The sequence below is a fragment of the Erwinia sp. JUb26 genome (genome assembly GCF_003751505.1).
Taxonomy (GTDB): Bacteria; Pseudomonadota; Gammaproteobacteria; order Enterobacterales; family Enterobacteriaceae; genus Erwinia.
In genome coordinates, this window is record NZ_RJVB01000009.1 from 129,956 (window position 1) to 152,333 (window position 22,378).

The 22,378-nt window shown below is 58.5% G+C and carries 21 protein-coding genes; 10 read left to right on the top strand and 11 right to left on the bottom strand.

Annotation, left to right across the window (positions count from 1 at the left end):
- Window positions 1-47 precede the first annotated feature (47 nt).
- The 9 genes from EC836_RS21020 to EC836_RS21060 all read right to left on the bottom strand — a co-directional run bounded on the left by EC836_RS21020 (window position 48) and on the right by EC836_RS21060 (window position 9,249).
- Complete coding sequence (locus EC836_RS21020) at window positions 48-950, bottom strand: homocysteine S-methyltransferase family protein (protein WP_123336749.1); 903 nt, start codon at window positions 948-950, stop codon at window positions 48-50.
- A 145-nt stretch (window positions 951-1,095) separates the two neighbouring features.
- Entirely contained in the window at window positions 1,096-1,821 is a 726-nt protein-coding gene (locus tag EC836_RS21025) for a DUF1640 domain-containing protein (RefSeq protein ID WP_123336751.1), read from the bottom strand.
- 319 nt (window positions 1,822-2,140) lie between these two features.
- On the bottom strand, window positions 2,141-2,599 hold the full coding sequence (locus EC836_RS21030) for an RcnB family protein (protein WP_123336753.1): 459 nt from the start codon (window positions 2,597-2,599) through the stop codon (window positions 2,141-2,143).
- A gap of 177 nt (window positions 2,600-2,776) precedes the next feature.
- Window positions 2,777-3,208, bottom strand: a complete 432-nt coding sequence (locus tag EC836_RS21035; RefSeq protein WP_123336755.1) for an OsmC family protein — start codon at window positions 3,206-3,208, stop codon at window positions 2,777-2,779.
- A 132-nt stretch (window positions 3,209-3,340) separates the two neighbouring features.
- On the bottom strand, window positions 3,341-5,044 hold the full coding sequence (locus tag EC836_RS21040) for an ABC transporter ATP-binding protein (RefSeq protein WP_123336757.1): 1,704 nt from the start codon (window positions 5,042-5,044) through the stop codon (window positions 3,341-3,343).
- A complete protein-coding gene (locus tag EC836_RS21045; protein WP_199735257.1) occupies window positions 5,031-6,818 on the bottom strand; it encodes an ABC transporter ATP-binding protein in 1,788 nt (595 codons plus the stop codon). The genes EC836_RS21040 and EC836_RS21045 overlap by 14 nt, the downstream gene beginning before the upstream one ends.
- A gap of 18 nt (window positions 6,819-6,836) precedes the next feature.
- Window positions 6,837-7,238: a hypothetical protein gene (locus EC836_RS21050; protein WP_123336759.1), complete on the bottom strand. Its 402-nt coding sequence runs from the start codon at window positions 7,236-7,238 to the stop codon at window positions 6,837-6,839.
- A gap of 15 nt (window positions 7,239-7,253) precedes the next feature.
- On the bottom strand, window positions 7,254-8,309 hold the full coding sequence (locus EC836_RS21055; protein ID WP_123336761.1) for a hypothetical protein: 1,056 nt from the start codon (window positions 8,307-8,309) through the stop codon (window positions 7,254-7,256).
- 40 nt (window positions 8,310-8,349) lie between these two features.
- Window positions 8,350-9,249 carry an AraC family transcriptional regulator gene (locus tag EC836_RS21060; RefSeq protein ID WP_148050395.1) on the bottom strand — a complete coding sequence of 300 codons (900 nt, stop codon included), beginning with the start codon at window positions 9,247-9,249 and terminating at the stop codon, window positions 8,350-8,352.
- 125 nt (window positions 9,250-9,374) lie between these two features.
- Between EC836_RS21060 and EC836_RS21065 the strand changes: the two genes are divergently transcribed.
- From EC836_RS21065 to EC836_RS21075, 3 genes are all read left to right on the top strand, one after another.
- Window positions 9,375-11,399 carry a TonB-dependent siderophore receptor gene (locus EC836_RS21065; RefSeq protein WP_123336765.1) on the top strand — a complete coding sequence of 675 codons (2,025 nt, stop codon included), beginning with the start codon at window positions 9,375-9,377 and terminating at the stop codon, window positions 11,397-11,399.
- A gap of 192 nt (window positions 11,400-11,591) precedes the next feature.
- A complete protein-coding gene (locus EC836_RS24675) occupies window positions 11,592-11,978 on the top strand; it encodes a hypothetical protein (protein WP_148050396.1) in 387 nt (128 codons plus the stop codon).
- A complete protein-coding gene (locus EC836_RS21075; RefSeq protein ID WP_199735258.1) occupies window positions 11,969-12,475 on the top strand; it encodes an acyl-CoA thioesterase in 507 nt (168 codons plus the stop codon). The genes EC836_RS24675 and EC836_RS21075 overlap by 10 nt, the downstream gene beginning before the upstream one ends.
- Here EC836_RS21075 and fabG read toward each other — a convergent pair.
- Entirely contained in the window at window positions 12,461-13,222 is a 762-nt protein-coding gene (fabG, locus tag EC836_RS21080) for a 3-oxoacyl-ACP reductase FabG (RefSeq protein ID WP_123336769.1), read from the bottom strand. The genes EC836_RS21075 and fabG overlap by 15 nt on opposite strands.
- Window positions 13,223-13,628: 406 nt before the next feature.
- Between fabG and EC836_RS21085 the strand changes: the two genes are divergently transcribed.
- The 7 genes from EC836_RS21085 (at window position 13,629) to EC836_RS21110 (ending at window position 19,686) form a co-directional block, all read left to right on the top strand.
- Entirely contained in the window at window positions 13,629-14,846 is a 1,218-nt protein-coding gene (locus EC836_RS21085; RefSeq protein ID WP_123336771.1) for a beta-ketoacyl synthase, read from the top strand.
- Window position 14,847: 1 nt separating this feature from the next.
- Window positions 14,848-16,353, top strand: coding sequence for an NAD(P)/FAD-dependent oxidoreductase (locus tag EC836_RS21090; RefSeq protein ID WP_123336773.1), 1,506 nt, complete (start codon window positions 14,848-14,850; stop codon window positions 16,351-16,353).
- A gap of 44 nt (window positions 16,354-16,397) precedes the next feature.
- Window positions 16,398-16,658, top strand: a complete 261-nt coding sequence (locus tag EC836_RS21095; RefSeq protein ID WP_123336775.1) for an acyl carrier protein — start codon at window positions 16,398-16,400, stop codon at window positions 16,656-16,658.
- Between the two features lie 14 nt (window positions 16,659-16,672).
- Window positions 16,673-17,095, top strand: coding sequence for a hypothetical protein (locus EC836_RS21100; RefSeq protein WP_148050397.1), 423 nt, complete (start codon window positions 16,673-16,675; stop codon window positions 17,093-17,095).
- Between the two features lie 17 nt (window positions 17,096-17,112).
- Window positions 17,113-17,997 carry a carboxylesterase gene (locus EC836_RS21105; RefSeq protein WP_123336779.1) on the top strand — a complete coding sequence of 295 codons (885 nt, stop codon included), beginning with the start codon at window positions 17,113-17,115 and terminating at the stop codon, window positions 17,995-17,997.
- Window positions 17,998-18,105: 108 nt separating this feature from the next.
- Window positions 18,106-18,207, top strand: a complete 102-nt coding sequence (locus tag EC836_RS24680; RefSeq protein WP_148050398.1) for a YoaK family small membrane protein — start codon at window positions 18,106-18,108, stop codon at window positions 18,205-18,207.
- 462 nt (window positions 18,208-18,669) lie between these two features.
- Window positions 18,670-19,686: a sensor domain-containing diguanylate cyclase gene (locus tag EC836_RS21110; protein WP_123336781.1), complete on the top strand. Its 1,017-nt coding sequence runs from the start codon at window positions 18,670-18,672 to the stop codon at window positions 19,684-19,686.
- A gap of 249 nt (window positions 19,687-19,935) precedes the next feature.
- On the opposite strand, the gene EC836_RS21115 is transcribed toward EC836_RS21110, so the two are convergent.
- Entirely contained in the window at window positions 19,936-22,368 is a 2,433-nt protein-coding gene (locus EC836_RS21115; RefSeq protein ID WP_123336783.1) for a glucose/quinate/shikimate family membrane-bound PQQ-dependent dehydrogenase, read from the bottom strand.
- Between the last annotated feature and the right edge of the window lie 10 nt (window positions 22,369-22,378).

The window sequence follows — 22,378 nt, forward strand, 5'->3', positions numbered from 1 at the left end:
CTGATTTTAATTTGTTTTTTTAGTTTTATCTGTCAGTAGCCGGGAGATTACTTCAGCTCTGCCGCCAGCCGCCCGATATGTTCTGGGCCGATACCGCAGCAGCCGCCGACCAGCGTAGCGCCTGCCGCCACCCACTCCTGCGCCCAGTTCAGGTAGCCTTCCGGGTGCGTATCCTTGCGCAGATCGCTCAGCCCTTCGTTGGCCCCGCCGCTGTTGCTGCCGTGGTCAAAGGCGTTAGCGTAAACGCCGATGCCGATTTCCACCCCAAGTTGTTCACGCACGGCGGCGGCCTGTTTCACCGCAGACGACATCACCTCCGGGTGACTGCAGTTAAACAACACATTTTCAACGCCCAGCTCAATCGCGCGAGTTACCGCCGCGCCCACGCTCTCACCGGAACGCAGAGTACTGACGGCATCGTACAGTTCAGGCTCGTCCTGCAGGGTAAATGAAAGCCACAGCGGCTGCGGCTGACCGGCGAGCACGGCGTGAATGGATTCCGCTTCCGCAATCGAACTGGTGGTTTCGCCCAGCCAGAAATCTACGAACGGTGCCTGAGCCGCAACCAGCACGCGGTGGATTGCCTGCGCCTGCTGTTCGTTAAACAGATCGGGGCGATAGGAACCCAGCGCGGGAGGAAGGCTCCCGGCCACGCGTACCGGTGAATTCGCTGCATCGGCGGCCTCGCGGGCGAGTCTGCCAGCCAGTGCGGCAAGGCGCGCGCCGTCGGCGGCAAAACGTTCGTCGCCAATATGGAACGGCACAACCGCGTAGCTGTTGGTGGTGATCGTTTCAGCGCCAGCAGCAATATAGCTGTCGTGGACTTCACGGACGCGCTCCGGTGCTTCATACAGCGCCAGGGCAGACCATTCCGGCTGGCGGAAAGGTGCACCGATACGTGCCAGTTCACGCCCCATGCCCCCGTCCAGAATTTTTACCTGCTGTGCCATTCGGTTGTTCCCGTTAACGAATTTCGAATGACAGCATGCTACATAAGTTGATGGCTATATGTCCAGACGTCTATATGCTAATGAACGGCAAAGTTAAGCAGAAAATGAGTTGCAAGCCGATCTCTGGCTATATTTCTCAATTTAATCAAAACAGGAGCTTCGCCAGCCCCAACCCCAGACCAAGTACGCCCATCTGTGAGGCAAAAACCCACTTAGTTTGCAGCGCCAGCGACCGGTGAAGCTCCGTGCGCAACCCTTCAAATTTAATATCAAACTTGTTTTCCAGGCTCAGCAGATCCGCTTTGGTGGTGTAATTGGATTTAATCACCGCCACATCCGATTTTAATTCCGCCATATCCGTCTGCAGCACGGTGACATCCGCCTGCAGCAGACCAACGTCTTTCTTCAGACCCGTCATATCCGTCTGCAGCACGGCCACTTCCGTTTTTAATCCAGTCATATCTGCCTGCAGCACGCCAACATCTTTCTTCAAGCCCGTCATATCCGTTTGCAGCACGGCGACATCCGTTTTTAGCCCGGTCACGTCCGCCTGCAGCACACCAACGTCTTTCTTCAGCCCGGTCACATCCGTCTGCAGCACGGCCACATCCGTTTTTAATCCGGTCACCTCCGTCTTTAACTCTTTTACATCCTCCTTCAGCACATTCACGTCACCTTTTAACGTGGTGACATCCGCCTTAATGACCGTGACCTCGCCTTTTAACGTGGTGACATCCGCCTTAATGACCGTGACCTCGCCTTTTAACGTGGTGATATCCGCCTTAATGACCGTGATATCCTCTTTCACCGCTGTCACATCCTGCCACAGCGTATCGGCGTTTTTTTCCAACTTAACGACGCGCTCAACCATGTCATGTCCCTTTTCGGTTGGTGATAATTTCATCTGTAGGGATCGTAAGGTAAGCAAATACCGGCTGGCAACACCTTAAAGGGGGCTTTTCTGCGGACCGTCTCGGGAAAAAGGGATGTAACGATATGCAAGCCATCGTTTTGAAAAATAGGGATTAGATGACCCGGTAATGTGTTGCTTTATCAAGTGTGCCAGACGTTTTTTGTCGTCGGTTCGGGATGAAAGGCTGGGGTTGGGGATAATGCAAAACGTCTTTTGTCACAGAAGTGATGTCCAGGAAGTAAAAAACCGGCGGCAGCGACCGCCGGTCAGAATCAGCTTAGTAGTGGCCTAACGCACTGCCCAGAATAATCGAGGTGATTACGCCGGTGGCCGCGGCAATCAGCACATAGTTGCCGTCGATGTAGCCCCAGTACGCACCGCGCGGCGGCTCATACAGACCACGGCGGTTCCAGTCGTTAACCCGGTAGTCGTTGCCGCGGAAATGCGGAGGCAGCGGCTGGCCGCGGCGGAAGTCGTGGCCGTTCCAGGCAAAGCGATCGCGTTCGGCTGGGCGGAAACGCTCATGGCGATCGCGATCGGGTCCGCGATTATCATGACGATCCGGGCCGCCGCGATCGCTGCGATCGTGACGATCGCCCCGGTCAGGCTGCCCGCCGCCCTGCTGATGCCACTGACGTTCCGGACCATTTCCCGGGCCGTCAGCGTGCGAGAAGGTGGAAAAGAAGCTGCTTGCGGTTAATACGCTAAGAACCAGTGCCAGTGTTGCTTTTTTCATCTTGATGCCCTCAATTTGCTCACGACCTGCATACTGTCGTTACCCAGCAATATCGGGCATCCGTCAACACTTCCCTATCTCCCGGACTCCTAATTCCGCCGGATTAGCGGAACTTTTTCTCCGGCCTTACGTATTCTTAACACTGTGGGCGAATTATGGAGCAACGTCGCATACCGCTTAGCTTTCCAGCTGGTAGTCGAGGGTAATTTCGGTGCTCAGCAGCTTGGATATCGGGCAGCCCGCTTTGGCCTGCTGGATGATTTTATCGAACTCATCCTTCGCGATACCCGGCAGCTTCACCTTGCTTTGCAGCGCCACTTTGGTGATGCCAAAGCCGCCATCGACTTTGTCCAGCGAAACGTCCGCCACGGTATCAATACTCTCCGGCGTGAATCCGGCCTCGCCCAGCATCAGCGACAGCGCCATTGAAAAGCACGCCGAGTGCGCCGCACCAATCAGCTCTTCGGGGTTGGTGCCGGGCTTGCCTTCGAAACGGGTATTAAAACCATAGGGCTGATTATCCAGCGCCCCACTCTCCGTGGAGATGGTGCCTTTACCGCGCTTAATATCGCCTTCCCAGTGCGCCTGTCCTTTCTTATGAATGGTCATCGTTATCCTCCGGTTGGTTTTCACAGCTACCAGTATAGTCACTGGCTCAGCGCCCGCAGGAAATCGGCCTGCTTACAGAACATTCTGGTACGTAGAATCGCGTTTTTTTAAACATCATCTGACGGTTACCGTTCACGACTGCTCCTGCCATAGCCGCTGATAAATCCCGCCCTGCGCCAGCAGCTGCTGATGCGTGCCGCGTTCAGCGATCCGGCCATTTCCCAGCACCAGAATCTGACTCGCGTATTCCACGGTGCGCAGTCGATGAGCAATCATCAACACGGTTCTCCCCCGTGCCAGCCGGGTCAGCGCCTGCTGGATATTCGCCTGCGAAAGCGGATCAAGCAGCGCGGTCACCTCATCCAGCAGAATAATCGGAGGATCCTTCAGCATCATCCGGGCAATAGAGAGGCGCTGCCGTTCACCGCCTGACAAACGCTGCGCTCCCTCTCCCAGCGGCGTGTGGTAGCCCTGCGGCAGCTGGCGGATAAATTCGTCGCAGCATGCTTCGCGGCAGGCGGCAACAACCTCGGCCTCCGTGGCATCCGGCCTGCCGAGGCGGACGTTGTCCAGCACCGTGCCATCGAACAGCTGCACATCCTGGAAAACGTAGCCAATACGCTGATACAGCGCCCGGGTACCGATCTGCGCCAGCGGCACGCCGCCCAGCGCGATCTCTCCCTGCTGCGGCTGATAAAAATGGCCCAACAGGTGCAGCAGCGTGCTTTTACCGCTGCCCGACGGGCCAACCAGCGCGGTGACGCTGCCCTCCGGCACCGTAAAAGAGACGCCCTGAATGGTCGGCTGCCGATCGTAGCAAAAATGCACATCGGTAAAGCGGATCTCGTTATTTTCCGGCAGCGGCATGCTGTTCTCATCATTCAGCACCGGCTCGGCCATCAGCGCGCTCAGACGCTGCTGCGACTGGCGCATCACGCTCATCAACGTGAAGTAAGCGGCAGCATCCAGCAGCGGTTCCAGCACCTTGATGGCAACCAGCACAAAGAGCAGCCAGGTCAGAGGATCCAGCGCCTGCTGTTGCAGCAGCACGCCCGCGACGATAAACAGCACCACCAGCCCCAGCTCGGTAAACAGGCGGAACAGCTGCACCGCCCCGGCTCCCCAGGCTTCCAGGCCCATGCTGGCGCGGCGGATCTCACCAAACGCGTCATCAAGCTTTGCCAGCATCCCCTGATGGCGATGGAACAGCCGCAGGGTTTTAATGCCGCCGATAAACTCGATCAGCAGCCCGGACACCCGCAGCAGCCGCTCGCTCTGCCGATGCGTACCGCGCAGTAAAAAACGCGATCCGCCCCACAGCAGCCCGATCGCCAGCGGCAGCGGGGCAATCAGCGCCAGCGTCAGCGGTACATTGATCGCCAGCAGGATCAGCACAAAAATCAGCGCGGTGCCTATCCCGGTCACTACTTCCGGCAGCAGATGAGAGAAAATCTGCTCAACCCGCATCATATGGTCGGTCAGCAGCTGGGTGGTGGCACCCAGCCGGTGGCGCTGAAAGTAGCCCAGCGGCAGCCGCCGCAGCTGCTCTGCCGCCGCTTCACGGTAGCGCTGCATCACCTCGTAGCTGCCGACAAAACAGTAAAGCTGACCGAAGTGCGAACAGAGCAACTGCACCGACAGACAGGCCAGCAGCGCCCCCAGCAGCAGCGGCCAGTGCAACCAGCTTCCGGCACCCGGCGTGATGTCGCCGATCGCCAGCCAGGCAATAAACAGCGGCGCTACGGTGCACAGCTGGGCCATCAGCCGCAGGACCATTCCGATCAACACCTGACGGCGGCCTTCGGCGCTGCGCTGAAGCGGGCTAAGCATTGACATCGATATCTTCCTCTCGGCGGATTTGCCACTGCGCCAGCTGAGACTGGCTGTGCCACATCTGCTGATACAGCGGGTGATCGTTTAACAGCTGCTGATGTGTTCCGCACCCGGTCAGTTTTCCGGCATCCATTACTAGCAGGCAGTCGGCCTGCTGTACGGCAAACAGCCGGTGGGCGATGGTCAGCACGGTCGTGTCCGGACGCTGCTGGCGCAGTGCGCGGTAGAACGCCGCCTCCGTCAACAGATCGGCAAAGGCGGTGGCCTCATCGAGGATCAGCAGCGCCGTCTCCGCCAGCAGGGCGCGGGCGATGGCAATACGTTGCCGTTCACCGCCGGAGAGTCGCGCACCGCCCTCACCGATTTTTGTCGCCAGCGCCTGCGGTAATGCCTCAACAAATGCGCGCCCCTGGGCGATTTCCAGCGCCTGCCACAACTGCTCATCGCTGGCCTGCGGCTGCGCCAGCCGCAGGTTGTCGGCCAGCGTGCCTTTGAACAGAAACACCTGCTGGCTGACCACCGCCAGCAGCGAAGCACGGGTAGCATCATCTATCTCGGCCAGCGCCGTGCCGCCCAGGGTGATTGTCCCGGCCGTCGGCAGCAGCATCCCGGACAGCAGCCCGGCCAGGGTCGACTTCCCGGCGCCGGATGGCCCCACCAGCGCATAAAACCCGCCGGGCTCAAGGGTGATATCCAGCGCATCAATCACCGTGCGCTGCTCATAGCTGAAGCTCAAGTTGCGGGCGATCAAGTTACTGTCACTATGCGAAATGAGAGATACGGCTGGATCGTTAGAGACGACGGACAAAGAAGTTCCCTCTGGGACATCATCAAGAAACGGCACCATTCGGCTCAGACCGGCGAACAGCTCACGGATCAGCGAGCCGAAAAAGGTCACGCGCAGCAGCGGCTTCAGCAGCCCGCTGCCGAGCATCAGGATCAGCAACAGCGCGGACACCGACAGGGTTCCCTGGCTGACGCGCCACAATCCCAGCGGCAGCAGAATAAAGATGCTGGCGTTCAGCACCACCACAAACAGCGACCAGGCCGGAACCGCCCGGCGGGTAAAGCGCATCACCAGCTGATGATAGTCACGCAGGGCATCGTCCAGCAGGCGGAAAGAACGCGCATCCTGGCTGAATGCCTTCATCACCGGAATACCGCGCACGTACTCGACGATCGCCGAATTCAGCCGCTCGGTGGCGAGGTTATAATCCCGCGTGCGTTCGGCCATGCCGCGCAGGCACAGCCGCTGGGCGATAATAGCCAGCGGCACGGTCAACAGCGCCGCCAGCGCCATTTCCCCGTCCAGCCAGAACAGAAACAGCGCGGCAATCAGCGGGCTGAACACTGCAGAGATCAGATCGACGGTGTGGTGGGCAACAAAGTCCTCCAGCCGCTGCACGTCGTTCATGACGATCTTGCGCAGGCTGCCCGCGCTGTAGGGGGCCAGCTGCATCAGCGGCAGCCGGGTCAGGGCCTGGGCAATGCGCAGCCGGGTGTGGTGCAGCACGCGGAACGCCGCCAGATGACTGAAATACCCTGCCAGTGACGCCAGCAGATATTTGCCCACCAGCGCCAGCGCCAGCCAGCCGCCCAGATGCAGCAGCGAACCGCCCTGCTCTACCACGCCCACCGCCCGCCACAGCAGATACCAGGGCAGTAATTCCAGCAATACGCTGCTGGCGGAAATCGTCAGCGCCAGCAGCAGCGTTGATTTTTCCGCAGCAAGAAGCCGCCGCAGCGTCAGCAGCGGTGAAATCGTTTTAACCGTCATAATGTGTCCGCAGTGGAGTTAGCTAAGATCCTGCAGCCAGCGTTGCGCCTGCTGTTCAGCCTGCTGCCCGCTGGCAACAACCTCGTAGGGGTAGGGGATCGTGCGGGTGGTCAGATAGCGCAGCGCTTTGCGCCACAGCGAGCGTCGCTTTGCCTCATCCGGCTCTATCCGAACCGCGCCCCGGCAGAAGCGCTGCTGCGCGGCGCGCGTTTTGCTGCCCCATTTTTTATACAGGCGAAAGAAGTGAGCGGAATCTTTCGGCAGCTCCACGCCGCTGAAAATCAGCACGAACGGCTGCTGGCGATCGAGCACCGCCTGCAGCGCCGCAATGTGCTGCGGCGCATCCTCATCGGCCACACGCTCGGGCATCATATAGTGCACCAGCGGCCAGGCGCGGGTATCAATAACGTGTTCAGACATCTCAGACCTCAGCAGCTAACGAAAAGAAGAAGGATCGTAACGGGCAACAAACAACCGCTGACCGGCGAACGCCATCGGCGAATCCACCTGCGGCCAGCTTTGCAGCAGCGCAAACCCTGCCCGGTCCAGCATCTCCCGACAGCGATGCTCGCAGTGTGCTTCCAGCTGCCCGACGCGCGCATGGGCCTGAACCGCCGCGGGCGTCACCCAGTGCAGCGGCCGTTCAGCGGTATTTTGCAGCAGCATCAGCACCGCACCAGGAGCCAGCCACGGCCGCAGTTCGGCCAGCAGATAATGAGGATCCGGCTGATTAAGCAAATCAATCAGCACAACCGCATCATGCAGGCTGTCGCCGGGCAGCTGGGCGGCCAGCGAACGATCGGTGTCCAGCGGCACCACTGAAGCGGCGACGCGGGCGAGACAGTCCTGCAGCCGCGGCGGCGTCTGGCCCAGCGCCAGCAGGCTGGGAACGTCGCGGCGGGCCTCGTCAAGCAGCAGGGGCAGCACGCTGACGGCGATCCCGGCAAAATAGTCGCTGATGATGCCCGGCAGATGCAGCAGCTGATGCAGATTCAGATCCGGCCGCCGATCCTGCGCCAGCGACGGCGCGCGCAGCCACTCTTCCATCTGCTGCGAACGGCTGAACAGCGCGTCCGCCAGCGGCGTAGCATCATCCAGCCAGTTCATCAACTGGCGCAGTCGGTGGCGTGCGTCGTCGATGCGCTGTTCCAGCTGGTGCTCTGCAGGCGCGCATTGCGCGAGCGTCCAGAAGTCATCGTCGTGGCTGTCCAGCAGCCCTTCATCCAGCAGATGCAGATGCCAGCGCTCAAGCAGATCGTCGAAGCAGGCGGCAAGCCGCAGCTGCTGGCGGCGGTCAGCAATCTGCCAGCGATCCTCTGCACAAAACTCCAGCCGCATCAGGCTGTGCAGCATCAGCAGCGGGGCCAGGCTGGCGCTTTCGGCGAGAAAGGCCGCCAGCGCGGCGCGGCGGCGATCGTCCGGCAGCTGTGAGGCTGCGTTGATTCCGGCACGCAGCCACGCGGGCTGCGGTTGATTGACGTTGCTGTTCATCTTGACTCCCGTGCGGCTAAACGTGTCGTGTCGTGGCGGTTCAGCCCGCCATGCGGACCTGCTGACAGCTGCTGCGATAGCGACCCGGCGGCTGGCCATACTGGCGCTGGAAGAACCGCGTCAGATGGCTGGCATGGGCGAAACCGCAGCGCAGGGCGATATCGCTCAGCGGCAGCGCGCTTTCTTCCAGCAGGTTTTGCGCCAGCTTCAGCCGACACTCAATCACATAATTCCATGGCGTGATGCCAAACATGGCGCGGAAGCCGCGCTTAAACGCCATCAGGCTAAGCCCGGCGGTGCGCGCCATTTCTTCAATCGACAGCGGCTCGCTGGCCTGCTGGCGGATCACATCGCGGGCGGCAATCAGCCGCTTGCGCTCGCGGCTTGGCAACCGGGATGCCGTCGGTTGCGGCCGCGCCTCCTGCTGCGTTTGCAGCTGTCCCAGCGCCAGCCACAGCGCGTTCAGCGCCAGGCTTTCAAGATGCAGGGCCGCCAGTGGCGAGGCTTCATTCCACCCCTGCTGAATCTCCAGCATCGCCGCCTTCAGCGGTTCGGCAAGCGCCGCGCTAAACACCTTTGGCTCATCGCCGGGCACCCGCAGGCCGCACTCTTCCACCAGCGTCAATAGCTCAGGGGAGAAGTCGACGATCAGCAGGTGATAAAAGTGATGCCGCGGGAAAAAATCGTAGCCCTGGCAGCGGCCGCTGGCGCATGAAAGCCAGAAGCTGTCCGCGCAGTAGTGCTGTATCGCCTGCCGGTTGAGGCGGAACCATCCGGCACCCTCACACATAATCACCAGCGACAGGTGGGCATCGCCCTCCCCGCGCAGCTCCAGATCGTCGGCCAGCGTGGCCTGCACCGAAGTTAGGCGGATTTTCGGCGTCAGCTGCCAGCGCCGCATTCCCGACGTTGGCAGTTTAGCCAGCTGTGAATCAGACACAAGGCCCTCCGAGTGATAATGATTTTTATTTAGCTTTATCGTGCAATGTTCGTCCGTCCTGTGCAACCGTTTTCCACCCGTGCTCACGTAAGCTCGGTTTTTTCTTTCCTCACCGGGATGCTCCTATGCTTATCTTGCGCCTCACTCCTCTGGTCATTAGCAGCCTGCTGCTCAGCCCCGTCGCCCTGGCCGCAGCGGCCAATGACTCAACATCAGACACCATGCTGGTTAACGCCAGTAAACAGTCGCCGGACTCTGCCTCCGCGAAGAACGTTTCCTCGGTGAAAGTCAGCGCGGAAGAGCTGACACAGGCCAACGTGACGCGCACCGACGAACTGCCAAAAGTGCTGCCGGGTCTGACGATGGGCAACAGCGGCAGCCTGATTTTCCAGTCGGTTTCGCTGCGCGGCATCTCCTCGGCACAGGACTTCTATAATCCGGCGGTCAGTATCTACGTTGACGGCGTACCGCAGCTGTCGACCTATGCCATGCAGGCGCTGGGCGATGTGGAGAGCGTAGAAATGCTGCGCGGCCCGCAGGGGACGCTGTACGGCAAAAGTGCCCAGGGCGGGATTATTAACATCGTCACGCGGAAACCCGATGACACCGTGCGTGGCTACGTGGAAGGCGGCATTGCCAGCCGGGAAGGCTACCACAGCAAGATTAATCTCAGCGGCCCGCTGGCTCCCGGACTGCTTTACGGCAGCGCGACCCTGCTGCGTCAGGTCGATAGCGGCTCAATGACCAATCCGGCTACCGGTAGCGATAATCTGGGCGGCTCACGCACCAATCTTGGCGATGTCCGTCTGCGTCTGGCGCCGGACGGCCAGCCGTGGGAAGCCAGCGTCGCGGTCAGCGAAGAGTGCACCCACGCCACCCAGGACACCTATCTGCCGTACGATAATGAAAAGAGCCGCACGCTGGAAATCAGCGACGGTAGCGGCGATCCCTATCTGCGCCGCTGCACCCACAGCCAGTCGCTGAGCACCCAGTATCGCACCGACGGCTGGCTGTTCAGCCTGATCGGCGCCTGGCAGCAGCAGAATTATCAGCGTGAGTTCCCGTATTCGGCCTATAACGCCAGTCTGCCGGAACGCTGGAATCAGGATACTCAGGAGCTGCGCGCGGCGACCTTTGGCGGCAACACGCCGGTGGATATGGTCTTTGGTCTTTACCGCCAGAACAGCCGTGAAACGGTGGACTCCGCCTATACCTGGAGCGGGATCCCGATCAGCAGTACCCGTGGCTGGACCGCCAACGAAACGCTCGCCGCTTACAGCGATCTGACCTGGCATCTGACCGATCGCTTCGATCTTGGCGGCGGCCTGCGTTACTCCCACGACAAGTCCAAAACTGACTACAACGGCAGCAGCATGGGCTACGGCTGGGGCGACAAAGGCAAAACCCGCGACGACAATCTGCTCGGTCAGCTGTCGGCGGGCTGGCAGTTTACACCTGAGCTGCGCGGCTATGTGCGCGTGGCTCAGGGCTACAAGCCTGCCGGATTCAGCATTCAGCCGACGCCGATGGTCAGCGCCGCGCCGTACGATGCGGAGAAGTCGATTAACTATGAGATCGGTTCCCGCTATGAGGGCGACGCACTGCGCGTTCAGGGTGCCCTGTTCTACACCCATACTAAAAACCTGCAGCTCTATTCCGGCCCGGTGGGCTATCAGAGCCTGAGCAACGCCGGTGCCGCCGATGCCACGGGGGCAGAACTCAGCGCCAGCTGGACGTTCACGCCGGGCTGGTCATGGGATGTTAACGGCAACTGGGTACGCTCCGAGTTTACCGGCGACAGCGAACTGTATGCCGATAACCGCGTGCCGTTCGTTCCTCGTTTCAGTGCCGGAACCAGCCTGAACGGTATTGTTGATACGCCGTGGGGTGCGCTGACGCCGCGCCTGGCGCTGAATCTGGTCGGAGAGCACTATTTTGACGGTGACAACACCCTGCGCCAGGGCAGCTACGCCACCACCGATATCCGCCTCGGCTGGCAGGCAACGGAGCGGGTGAATATTGCCGCTTACGTCGATAATCTGATGGATCGCCGCTACCGCACCTACGGCATCGTGCAGAACGGCGCGGCCTACGCGCAGGTGAATAACGGACGTACCGCAGGGCTGGACGTGCGGGTCGATCTCTTCTGATCCTGATTAACGGGTCGGCGGTCGTATCGCCGCCCCGTATTAGCGACGCTCAATATTGTGCTATAGAAATAATTCACACGCCACTCCCCATCCAACCACACATAACTATCCCTGAACGCCATTTCACGACAAGTAAATAATCATCTGACGGATATGATCACCGGGACTGTCTGTACATAAAGGGAGAAAAATATGCCCGGACTATCCGAAGAATTATCCCATTTCGTCGTTTCACCACCGCAGTTAATTTGCCACGAAGGCGAGCCTGATAATATGCGTTGCTGTTTTATTTTTACGGCAGATTTTTCCGGCTTCCACGGCCATTTCCCCGGTAACCCGGTGCTTCCGGGCATCGTGCAAATTATGCTGGCCCGCTATACCGCCGCCGCCGGAAAACGTGCCCGACTGATCGGCGTCAGGCGTTGCAAGTTTCTTCATTCCATTAAGCCCGGTGACACGGTGTCCGTTGACGTCAAGCCCGGTCGCCATACCGGAGAATACCAGGCGGCGATTGCCTGTAATCATATCCCCTGCACCCGTATTGTTTTCGAACTGGAACACACCGGGGCATGGCAATGATGCGTTATCCCTATTTTGCTTCATCGCTCTGCCTGGACGGCAGCGCGGCCCCGGCGCCCATTGAGTACAGCGTGCAGCGAATTGTTCGTTTTGACGAAGTAGATGTGCTGGAGATCGTCTGGCACGGACACTACGCCAGCTACTTTGAAGACGCACGTGTGGCGCTGGGTGAACATCTGGGAATCGGCTACAGCACCCTCTACCGCGAACGTGTCCCCGCACCGATTAAACAGCTGTTTGTTAACTACCATCGTCCGCTGGTATTCGCTGAGCGCTGCCGGATTATCGCCCGCCTGCACTGGTGCGAGTCGGCACGGATGAATATGTCTTATAAAATTCTCAATGCGCAGGGGGCTACCGTCGCCACCGGGTTCAGCGTGCAGATGTTCATGCAGACAACGGGAGAGTATCTGACCCGGCAGCCCGACTTTTATGCCGCATTCTGCCAGCGCTGGAAGCAGGGCCAGATCCCTCCCTCCGCATCAGCCGGTAAATAACCCACCGTTAACGCCAAGCACCTGGCCAGTCATATAGCTGGCCCCTTCTGAGGCGAGGAAGCTGACCACCGATGCCACCTCTTCCGGTTTACCCACGCGGCGCAGCGGGATGGTGTTGGCGATCGTTTCCAGCGGCAGCACAGCGGTCATATCGCTGGTAATAAAGCCCGGAGCCACCGCGTTAACCAGAATATTGCGGCGGGCCAGTTCCACCGCCAGCGAACGGGTGGCGCCGATCAGCCCCGCCTTCGCCGCCGAATAGTTGACCTGTCCCGCCACCCCGGTTTGCCCGGCGGTGGAGGCGATATTGATAATGCGTCCACTGCGCCTGCGCTGCATGGCGGGCACGACCGTCGAAGTGACGTTATAAAAGCCCCCAAGATGGACCTGGATCACACGCTCCCACTCCTCCAGCGTCATCATCGCCAGCACCTTATCGCAGGCAAAACCGGCATTGTTCACCAGCACCGCAGGTGGCCCCTGTTGCTCAATCAGCGGCTCCAGCACTTCGCGGCAGCGTGCGGCATCGGTGACGTCAAAGGGCAGCAGCCTGCACTGCCCGCCGGCGGCGACGATCTCATCGCGCACCGCTTCGGCCGCCGCGCGCTCACGGCGATAGTTCAGCCACAGGGAAAACCCATCCCCTGCCAGCCTGCGGGCAACCGCAGCCCCAATTCCCCTGCTTGCCCCGGTCACCAGAGCAACGTTGCCAACCGGCCTCTGCGGCGTAGTTGCCGTCGTATCCATGTCAATTCTCTCCGTCATATTTAGGGTTCGGCCTAATAAGCTACGCGATAATCATTTAAACCCGGATTAAGATTAAAAAATAATTACACCAGAGGCGTGATATTCATTGAATAAAAACATCAGAAACAAAACAAAATACATTTAACACAATGAGACTCGATCATTTAAAATAAAAACAGCACCAAACAGCAAGATAAACAGACAATAACTCGCAATGACAAAGTGCTTTTAAAAACAGCCGCCCAGGAGGGATTTTTATATTTACCGCCATGGGAATATATTGATAAAGTAAAACGCTATACAAACAGACTTTATCCTCTCGCAGGAAAGCAGGAATTCCATTGTAAAAAAAACGATGCCATTGCGCACCGAATGACTATTTCATCCAAACGGACAGGGAGTGGATATGTTACACCGGGTGGCGATTACAGGATTAGGGATTATTTCCAGCATTGGAACGTCGACAGAGGAAGTCACGAACGCGCTGTATCAGGGGCATTCAGGGATCGTTATCGATCCGCTCCGCCAGGAATTAGGTTTTAACTCGCCGCTGACAGGCGCAATAAACGCGTTTTCCCGTCGCTTTCCGCTAAGTCGTAAACAGCGTAAAACCACTCCGCTTTTTGTTGAGTGGGCGGCTGAAGCGGCCCTTTGTGCGCTGAACGATTCCGGCCTGTCGCCTGACGATATCCGTAACGATCGCAGCGGCCTGATCTTTGGCTGTGACTCCAGCGTACTGGCCGGAATTGAACAGGCCAGGCGGCTGGAAGAAGTGCGACAAACTTCGCTGCTGGGCAGCGGTCTGGTGTTCCAGGCAATGACCTCCACCACCACCATCAACCTCAACGCGATTCTGGGCACCCAGGGAGCCAGCTGGTCAATCAGCGGGGCCTGTGCCAGCAGCGGGCACGCCATCGGTCAGGCGGCGGACCTGATTATGCTCGGGCGTCAGGACCGGATGATCTGCGGCGGTGCGCAGGAGATTAACTGGCAGGCGACCTGCAGTTTTGACGGTCTGGGTGCGTTTTCAACCCGCGTTGATAACCCGCAGTCCGCCAGCCGCCCCTTTGCCAAAAGCCGCGATGGTCTGATCCCAAGTGGCGGTGCAGCCGTAGTGATGTTGGAGCGCTACGATCTTGCCGTTGCGCGCGGGGCGCAGATCTGGGGCGAAATACTCGGCTACGGCTTCTCATCGGATGGGGAAAATATCGTCGCGCCCAGCCGCACGGGACTGGGTCGCGCGATGCGAATGGCGCTGAACAATGCCCGGCTGATGCCGCAGGATATTTCCTATCTCTGTGCGCATGCCACGTCGACCCCGCTAGGCGATGCAATGGAAGCCGGGAATATTCTCGATATTTACGGTGAACGGGGCGTGCCGGTCTCCTCAACCAAATCGATGACCGGCCACGAACTGTGGATGAGCGGTGCCGCCCAGGTGGTGTACAGCTGTCTAATGGCACGCAACGGTTTTATGGCCGCCAACATCAACTTTGACGGCCCGGATGACGCCACATCGCACCTGGATATCATCACCGAAACCCGTCAGCAGCCGCTGACCGCCGCGCAGTGTAATTCGGCAGGCTTTGGTGGAACCAACTCCAGCCTGGTCATCGGTTTTTAACATGGCAACCCAACCTTCAGCCGTGGTCATCGGGGCGGGTGCTTCCGGCATGGCCTCGGCGCTGCTGCTCGCCATGCACGGCTACCGCGTTTCACTGGTCGAACGGGCAAAAGAGCCGGGCGTGACCCTGCGGGGCTTTCTGAAAAGCCGTCTCTACTTCGACAGCGGCGTTCATTTTGTTGGTGAACTGTCACCGCACGGCCTGTTAACCGCCTATCTTCGCTACCTCGGTATCGACGATCTGCCCAGCGTCGAATTCGATCGCCACCACTTTGAAACCGTGCGTTTTTCCGATCGCCGTGAGTTTTCGCTGGCCGCCGACTTTGAGATGATGCTGGCCGGGCTGTCCGCCGATTTTCCGACCGAAAAGGACGGGATCCAGCACTATATGGCCGATGTGAAAGCGGCCTATGATTCTTCCGTCTTTCACAGCCTGCAGGGCATACCCGGCAGGGACGAAACCGATCCGCGCTGGCACATACCGCTGCAGGACTATATCGCCCGCTACACCCGCAATCCCTGGCTGCAGACCCTGCTGGCGATCCCCTGCCTGTATCACGGCGTTTCCCCGAATAACGTCTCCTTCCTGCAGCACGCTCGCGTCGCCGGCACGCACTTTGACGGCGTCCGCACCTTTGCAAAGGGCGGACTGTCACTGGCTAACGCGTTTGAACAGCGGCTGGCGGAAGAGGACGTTGCGCTGCACTGCAGCTGCAGCGCGGTGCAGATCCACTGCCGGTCCGACGGCTCGCTGAGCGAGGTGGAGCTGGATAACGGGGAACGGCTGGCCTGTTCCGCGGTGATCTACACCGGGCACCCGCGTTTTCTGCCGCAGATGCTGCCGGAAAAAGCGCTGCGCCCGGCGGCGGTGAATCGCCTGCACCAGCTGTACGACGGCATGTCAGCGCACCTGCTGTATCTCTCTGGCGGAGCCGAACCGCCGCTGCTGCTGAACAAAAAGAACCTCCTCTACTGTCGGCACGATCGCCCCTTTAGCGACGCTTTTCAGCCGAGCCATCGGGGGCATGAAGGGCCGTTTTACGTAATGCCTGGGCCATCGATACTCAACCGCAATAGTGGGCTCTATCACTCGGCTGACTGCGTCGCGGTGATCCCCTGCGGCGCGGCGGAATACCGCGCGTTTTATGGCACCGGTAACGATAAACGCCCCGCCGCCTATCGCGCGCTGAAAAAACAGCGGCTGGCGGCGCTTTATGATGCATTACGCCGCGCCATACCGGAAACCGAGGGAATGAGGCTGGTTGACGGCGCCACCCCGGTGACGTTGCAAAAGTATCTCTATTCGCCGGAGTGCGGGATGTACGGCGCGGCACACGATGTAACGCAGTTCAATCCGCTGCCGGTCACTCGCGTTGCCGGACTGTATATCGCAGGCCAGGCGGTTACCGGGCCGGGGGTCATCGGTGCCACGATCTCCGCCTTTCTCGCCTGCGGTTATTTACTGGGTCACCAGAATCTGCTGAGCGCAGTCAGAGCCTGTCGTTAAGGCGTCTGGGGCATTATTTTAACGCTGATATTAAGGAAAATAGGATGGATAAGAACGCACTGAAGGAAAAAGTTAATCAGGTCCTGGCCGGGGAGTTTGAACTGGAGCAGAACGATCTGCTGCCTGAGGCAAAGCTCTATGAGGATTTAGGCCTGGACAGCCTGGATGCGGTCGATATGGTCGTCGCCTTTGAAAAAGCCTTTGCTATTCACTTAGGTAAAAATACCGAGCTGGTGAGCATCAAAACGCTCGGTGAGCTGCAGGAGTTCATCATCAAAACCACCATCGCTCAGGCGGTCCGATAGTGCAAAACGTCAGGATGACATTCCCCCTACCCGCGCGGAGCCTGATCCCCCATCGCGAAGGGATGTGCTGCATCGACAGTATTCTCAGCGCGGAGGGCCAGCAGGTGCAGGCGTCCGTCACGCTGCATGCCCATCATCTGTTACTCGGCGAAGACGGCCTGCTGGACCGCTGCGGTTATATCGAACTGGCCGCGCAGGCCGCCTGTGGGTTAAAGGGAGTCGATACCTGTGCAGGCCGCGCATCCGCAACCGCGCTGCTGGCTTCGGTCGATCATTACCGGGTCGTTGATGATGCAAAAATGGGTGAAACGCTGCTGATTGGCGTGGCCATCACCACGGAGCTTGCGGGTCTCAGCATGCTGGAATTCAACGTCTCCTGCGGGCAACGCTTACTGGCCAGAGGACAGCTAAAAGTGTTCTATCAGACGGATAATTAACGGAGTATGACTGCACCATGACCACTGCTATTTTTCACCGGGGAAGCCGCATCGCCGTGCTGTTAATTCACGGGCTGACCGGTACACCAAAGGAGATGGACTCCATTGGAATGCGTCTACACCGCTACGGATTTACCGTTTCCATTCCCGTGCTGCCGGGCCACTGCGCGGATATGAACGCGCTGTTGCAAACCAATCGGCTGGACTGGCTGCAGGCAATTGCGACGGAATACCGAAGGCTGACCGGCGAGGGCTATGTAGTATTCGCCGGAGGTCTGTCGGCGGGGGCCTCGATGGGGATTATCCTCGCCCACCACTTCCCGGATATGCGCGGACTGGCGCTCTATGCCATTACGCTGAAATGTAACGGTTGGGCGGTATCAAAGTTCTCGTTTATGCTGCCGCTGCTGCTAAAAATCCCGCTGTTTCGCAATCACTATCACTTTAAGGAAGCGCCGCCGTACGGCATTAAAAACGAGCAGCTGCGCGAGCGTATCGTCATGAGGCTGCAAAGCGGCGACAGCTCGGCGGCGGGCCACACCAACACGCCGGGCGTGATGCTGCGCGAAGTGCTGCGGCTGGCAGGGGAGGCAAAAAGGGTGATGCCCACCACCCGGGTTCCGGCCCTGCTGATTCACGCGCGTGAGGACGACGTCACGGATATTGCCAATTCCCGCTACGTTGAACGCCACTACGGCGGCAAAACGGCGTTTATTCAGCTGGAGGAGAGCTACCATCTGGTGACTATCGATCAGGAACGCCAGCAGGTGGCGGAAGCGACCGCCCGCTTCTTTTATCAACAGCTGGACGAGCGCGAACGCCAGCTGCTGGCCGCATCCGCACGCAAAAAAATCCCGGGTATTGATGCCCAGCCGGAACCGGGAGGACAGCAGAAAAAGTAAACGACCGGGCTGCATTTCTGCGATCGCCAGCGCCTGTGCTATTATCGCCATCAACGCGCCGCTTCATCGAACGGCGCACCTCTTTTCAACCCCTTAAGGTATGCAGCCGTGAATAAAAGAGCGATAGCTCCTACCGTTATCTTTATTGCCGCCGTGGCGTTTTTGGTGTGGTTTATCGCTTCCGGCGCGGCGATGCCCGGCAGCCAGTAAGGATGGCCGGTTAACTGGTTGGACCAATATTGAATGGCACAAATCTGATAACGCCATTATTTAACACAATATATCCGCGTTGATACCTGTACGTATTGATCATTGCGTGTATAAATTGCATAATTTTTTCATCTTCAATTATGCATTCCTGAATGCATTTACGCATTTTTTTACCCAATAACGTCGATTAGCTCCGGTACTGCAACTGTCGAATCGCGACACTGATGCTTATCAGGTGCAGATTGCCCCGCTAACAAGGCGGCTGGCGCTTACGGGTCGTTATAATTACGTCTGTCATTACCTGCTGTCTTATAACAAAACTTACTGAATTTAGTGAATTTAATAACGTGAGTCGCTTCCGCTTATTCATATATTTAGCGAGAAGGCTGCCCGTTAGTTATTTGTAAATTTAGCCTCTGCTTTCAGGGGCGAAGCTTGACCTCACTACCAGGAAAAAGATCTATGTCCGAAAACTTGATTGAACGTATTTCAACGGCGCTGGGATCGGAAAAAACGCTGGAAGGATTTGTACGCCAGCTGCTGGAAATGCTTGAACTGGTTACCGATATGGAATCAACCTACCTGACGCATATTGATGATGCCGAAGGGCTTCAGCATATCCTCTATGCCCGCAATACGCATAAAATGCAGATCCCCGAGGGGCTATCGGTGCCGTGGCAGGACACGCTGTGCAAGCGCGCGATGGAAGATGGCCGCAGCTTCACCAACGATGTACCTGCCGTCTGGCCCGATTCTGACGCGGCTAAAGCGCTCGGCATCACTACCTACCTCAGTACCCCGGTGATGCTGGGCGACGGCATGCTGTACGGCACGCTCTGCGCCGCCAGCGCTCAGAGCCACCCGCTGTCGGGGCGTGCGGAACAGATCATCAATTTGTTTGCCGAACTAATCGGCCAGTACATCCGTAAAGAACAACTGCTGCAGGAACTGCGCGAGGCCAATGATGCGCTGACCGCCGTCAGCATGACCGATGAACTGACCGGGTTGCCTAACCGCCGCTCGGTGTTCAACTACCTGCCGAAGCTGTTTGTCGCTGCGGCAATAGAGGAGCGTTCGGTACTGGTTGCCTTTGTCGATCTTGACGGCTTCAAAGCGATTAATGACAGCTACGGCCATGAAAGCGGCGACCGCTTCCTGCAGTCGATTGCCCAGCGGCTGCGTCAGTTCGCAGGCCCGGAAGATATTATCGGCCGCCTGGGCGGGGATGAATTTATTATCGCCAGCCTGGGCCCGCAGCTCGATACCGTCAGCGACGATCACGTGCAGACGTTCAAGGCACAGCTGGCAGATAAGCTGATGGGAAGGTATGAACTGCGCGGCAATCTGATTGAGTACGGGGGGGCGAGTCTGGGTGTGATCGCGGCCAATCCACTGCTCTGCACGCCGGACCTCGCGGTCAACGATGCGGACAGCAGCATGTATCAGGATAAAATTCGCCGCAGGCATCTGCAGCATTAAAAAACCGGCGATAAATTGCCGCCTGCTGAGGCCTGAACTGAACCACGAATGCCAGAATGCAGGCTGGATGTGCCCCCGAGCGGGCAATCCGCAGCGCTGAACGGAGAGAGGAAGCCAGGATTCGGCCGCATCGACGCGGCCGGAAGTCACAGCCGCGCAGGACGCGCGTCTGCAGCGGTCCGACAGGCATAAAAAAACCGCCATCTCAAAGAGACAGCGGTTTTTTATTAGTCCAATAAGTCGATCGACTTATTTATCCAGCGCGTAGGCAATCACGTAGTCACCGCGATCCGGAGACTGACGCGCACCGCCCGCCGAAATCAGGATGTACTGCTTACCTGTTTTCGGCGACTTGTAGCTCATTGGGCCACCCTGGCTGCCAACCGGCAGACGGGCTTTCCACACTTCTTTACCGGTTGAGGTATCGAAAGCACGCAGGTAGTAATCCTGAGTACCTGCGATAAACACCAGGCCGCCCTGAGTTGCCAGCGTACCGCCCAGCGTTGGCATGCCCACCGGCATCTGCGCCTTCATCTTAATACCAAACGGACCGGTATCCTGCACCGTACCCACCGGCACCTGCCACACAATTTTCTGTGTTTTCAGGTCGATAGCTGACAGCGTACCGAACGGTGGTTTCTGGCAAGGAATGCCCAGCGGCGACATGAAGCGGTTTTTGTTCACGGCAAACGGGGTGCCTTTCAGCGGAACGGCGCCCATGCCGGTATTCACCGATTCACCACCGTTGCTGGCAGGACCAGAGGTGGTTTGTGCAGGGATCATCTGCACCCACAGTCCAAGACGCATATCGTTAGCGAAGATGTAATGGTTGTTCGGATCGGTCGACAGGCTGCCCCAGTTCATACCGCCCAGTGAGCCCGGGAAGCTGAGGGACAGGTCGGTACCCGGAACGGTGAACAGACCATCGTAACGCATAGATTTAAAGCCGATACGGCAGGCCAGCTGATCGAACGGCGTAGCGCCCCACATATCAGATTCGGTCATCGTATCCGCACCGATCTGCGGCATACCAACGGACTTCGGCTGGGTTGGCGTGTACTGCTCGTTAGGAATGTTGCCAGGCTTAACCGGCACTTCTTTCACTTCGGTCAGCGGTTTACCGGTCAGACGATCCAGCACGAAGATCTGGCCCGCTTTGGTACCAAAGACCACCGCAGGTTTGCTGCTACCGTCTTTTTGCGGGAAGTCGATCAGGCTTGGCTGCATTGGGATATCGAAGTCCCACAGATCGTTATGAACGGTCTGATACACCCATTTTTCTTTACCGGTCGTCGCATCCAGTGCCAGAATAGAGGCACCATATTTATGGTCCAGCGCGTTACGGTTTGCGCCCCACAGGTCAACGGACGAGCTACCCATCGGCAGGAACACGGTGTTCATCGCCGGATCGTAGGACATCGGAGCCCAGGAGTTCGGCGTGCTGCGAACGAAGGTTTTACCCGCTTCCAGCTTCGCCGTTGGATCCGGATTGCCCGGGTCAAACGCCCAGCGCATTTCACCGGTGATCACATCAAAACCGCGCAGTACGCCACCAGGCATATCGGTCTGCACGTTATCAGCTACGCGTCCACCCACCACGACGGTCGTGCCCGCCAGCGTTGGTGCGGAGGTCAGCTGATACTTAGGATCGCCCGCATCCCCCAGACCGGCTTTCAGGTCAACAAAACCTTTATCACCGAAGTTCTGACACATTTCACCGTTATCGGCGTTGATCGCCACCAGGCGCGCGTCGATGGTGTTCATCAACAGACGGCGCTGACAGGTATCACCGGCAGCCAGAGCAACCGAGGTTACCGGCGTTGAATCCGGCACGCTTGGCTGCTGCAGCGGTTTAGTGGCATCAAAGTAAGCCAGGCCACGGCAGCGGTTCCATACCTGGGACTGCGCGTTGATTTCGGTTTTCCAGATCTGTTTACCGGTATCCGCATCCACGGCAATCACGTTGTTATGCGGCGTACAGAGGTACAGACGGTCACCGATCTGCAGCGGGGTTTGCTGATCTTCAGCACCGTTGCCGGTTGGGCTTTCCGGGATATCACCGGTATGGAAGGTCCAGACGGGTTTCAGATCCTTCACGTTATCACGCGTGATCTGGTCCAGCGCCACAAAGCGGCTGCCTCCGGTCGTGTTGCCGTAGTTATCCCAGTTTTTCTGTTCGGTTGATTTATCCACCGGCACCAGCGGCAGTTCCTGCCCGCTCGATGCAACCGGCGGATGCGGCTGGAACATTTCAAACGCCGTTACCAGCAGGCCAACCACGGTCACCGCGCTCAGACCATAGGAAAGCTTCGCTGCTGAAGGTTTGCCTTCACGCTTGCGCAGCGCCGGCCAGGTAATCAGCGCCAGCAACAGCATACCGGCGAAGAACACCACGCGGGAAACCAGCGGCCAGAAATCAATACCGGCATCCTGAATGGCCCAGATAACGGTACCAATAAACACCAGAGCAAAAATCAGCACTGCGGATGATTTACGACGGAAGAACTGGATTGCTGAAATGGCGGTAACAATACCGGCAATCGCAAAGTACCAGCTACCACCCAGTGAAATCAGTTTGACACCACCAATGACGAAATACAGGCCTGCTGCCAGCAGAATTAACCCTAGCAGGAAACACCACAAGCCCAGCCATTTTGATGACCCGGCATTTGTATGAGACATACAAAAACAC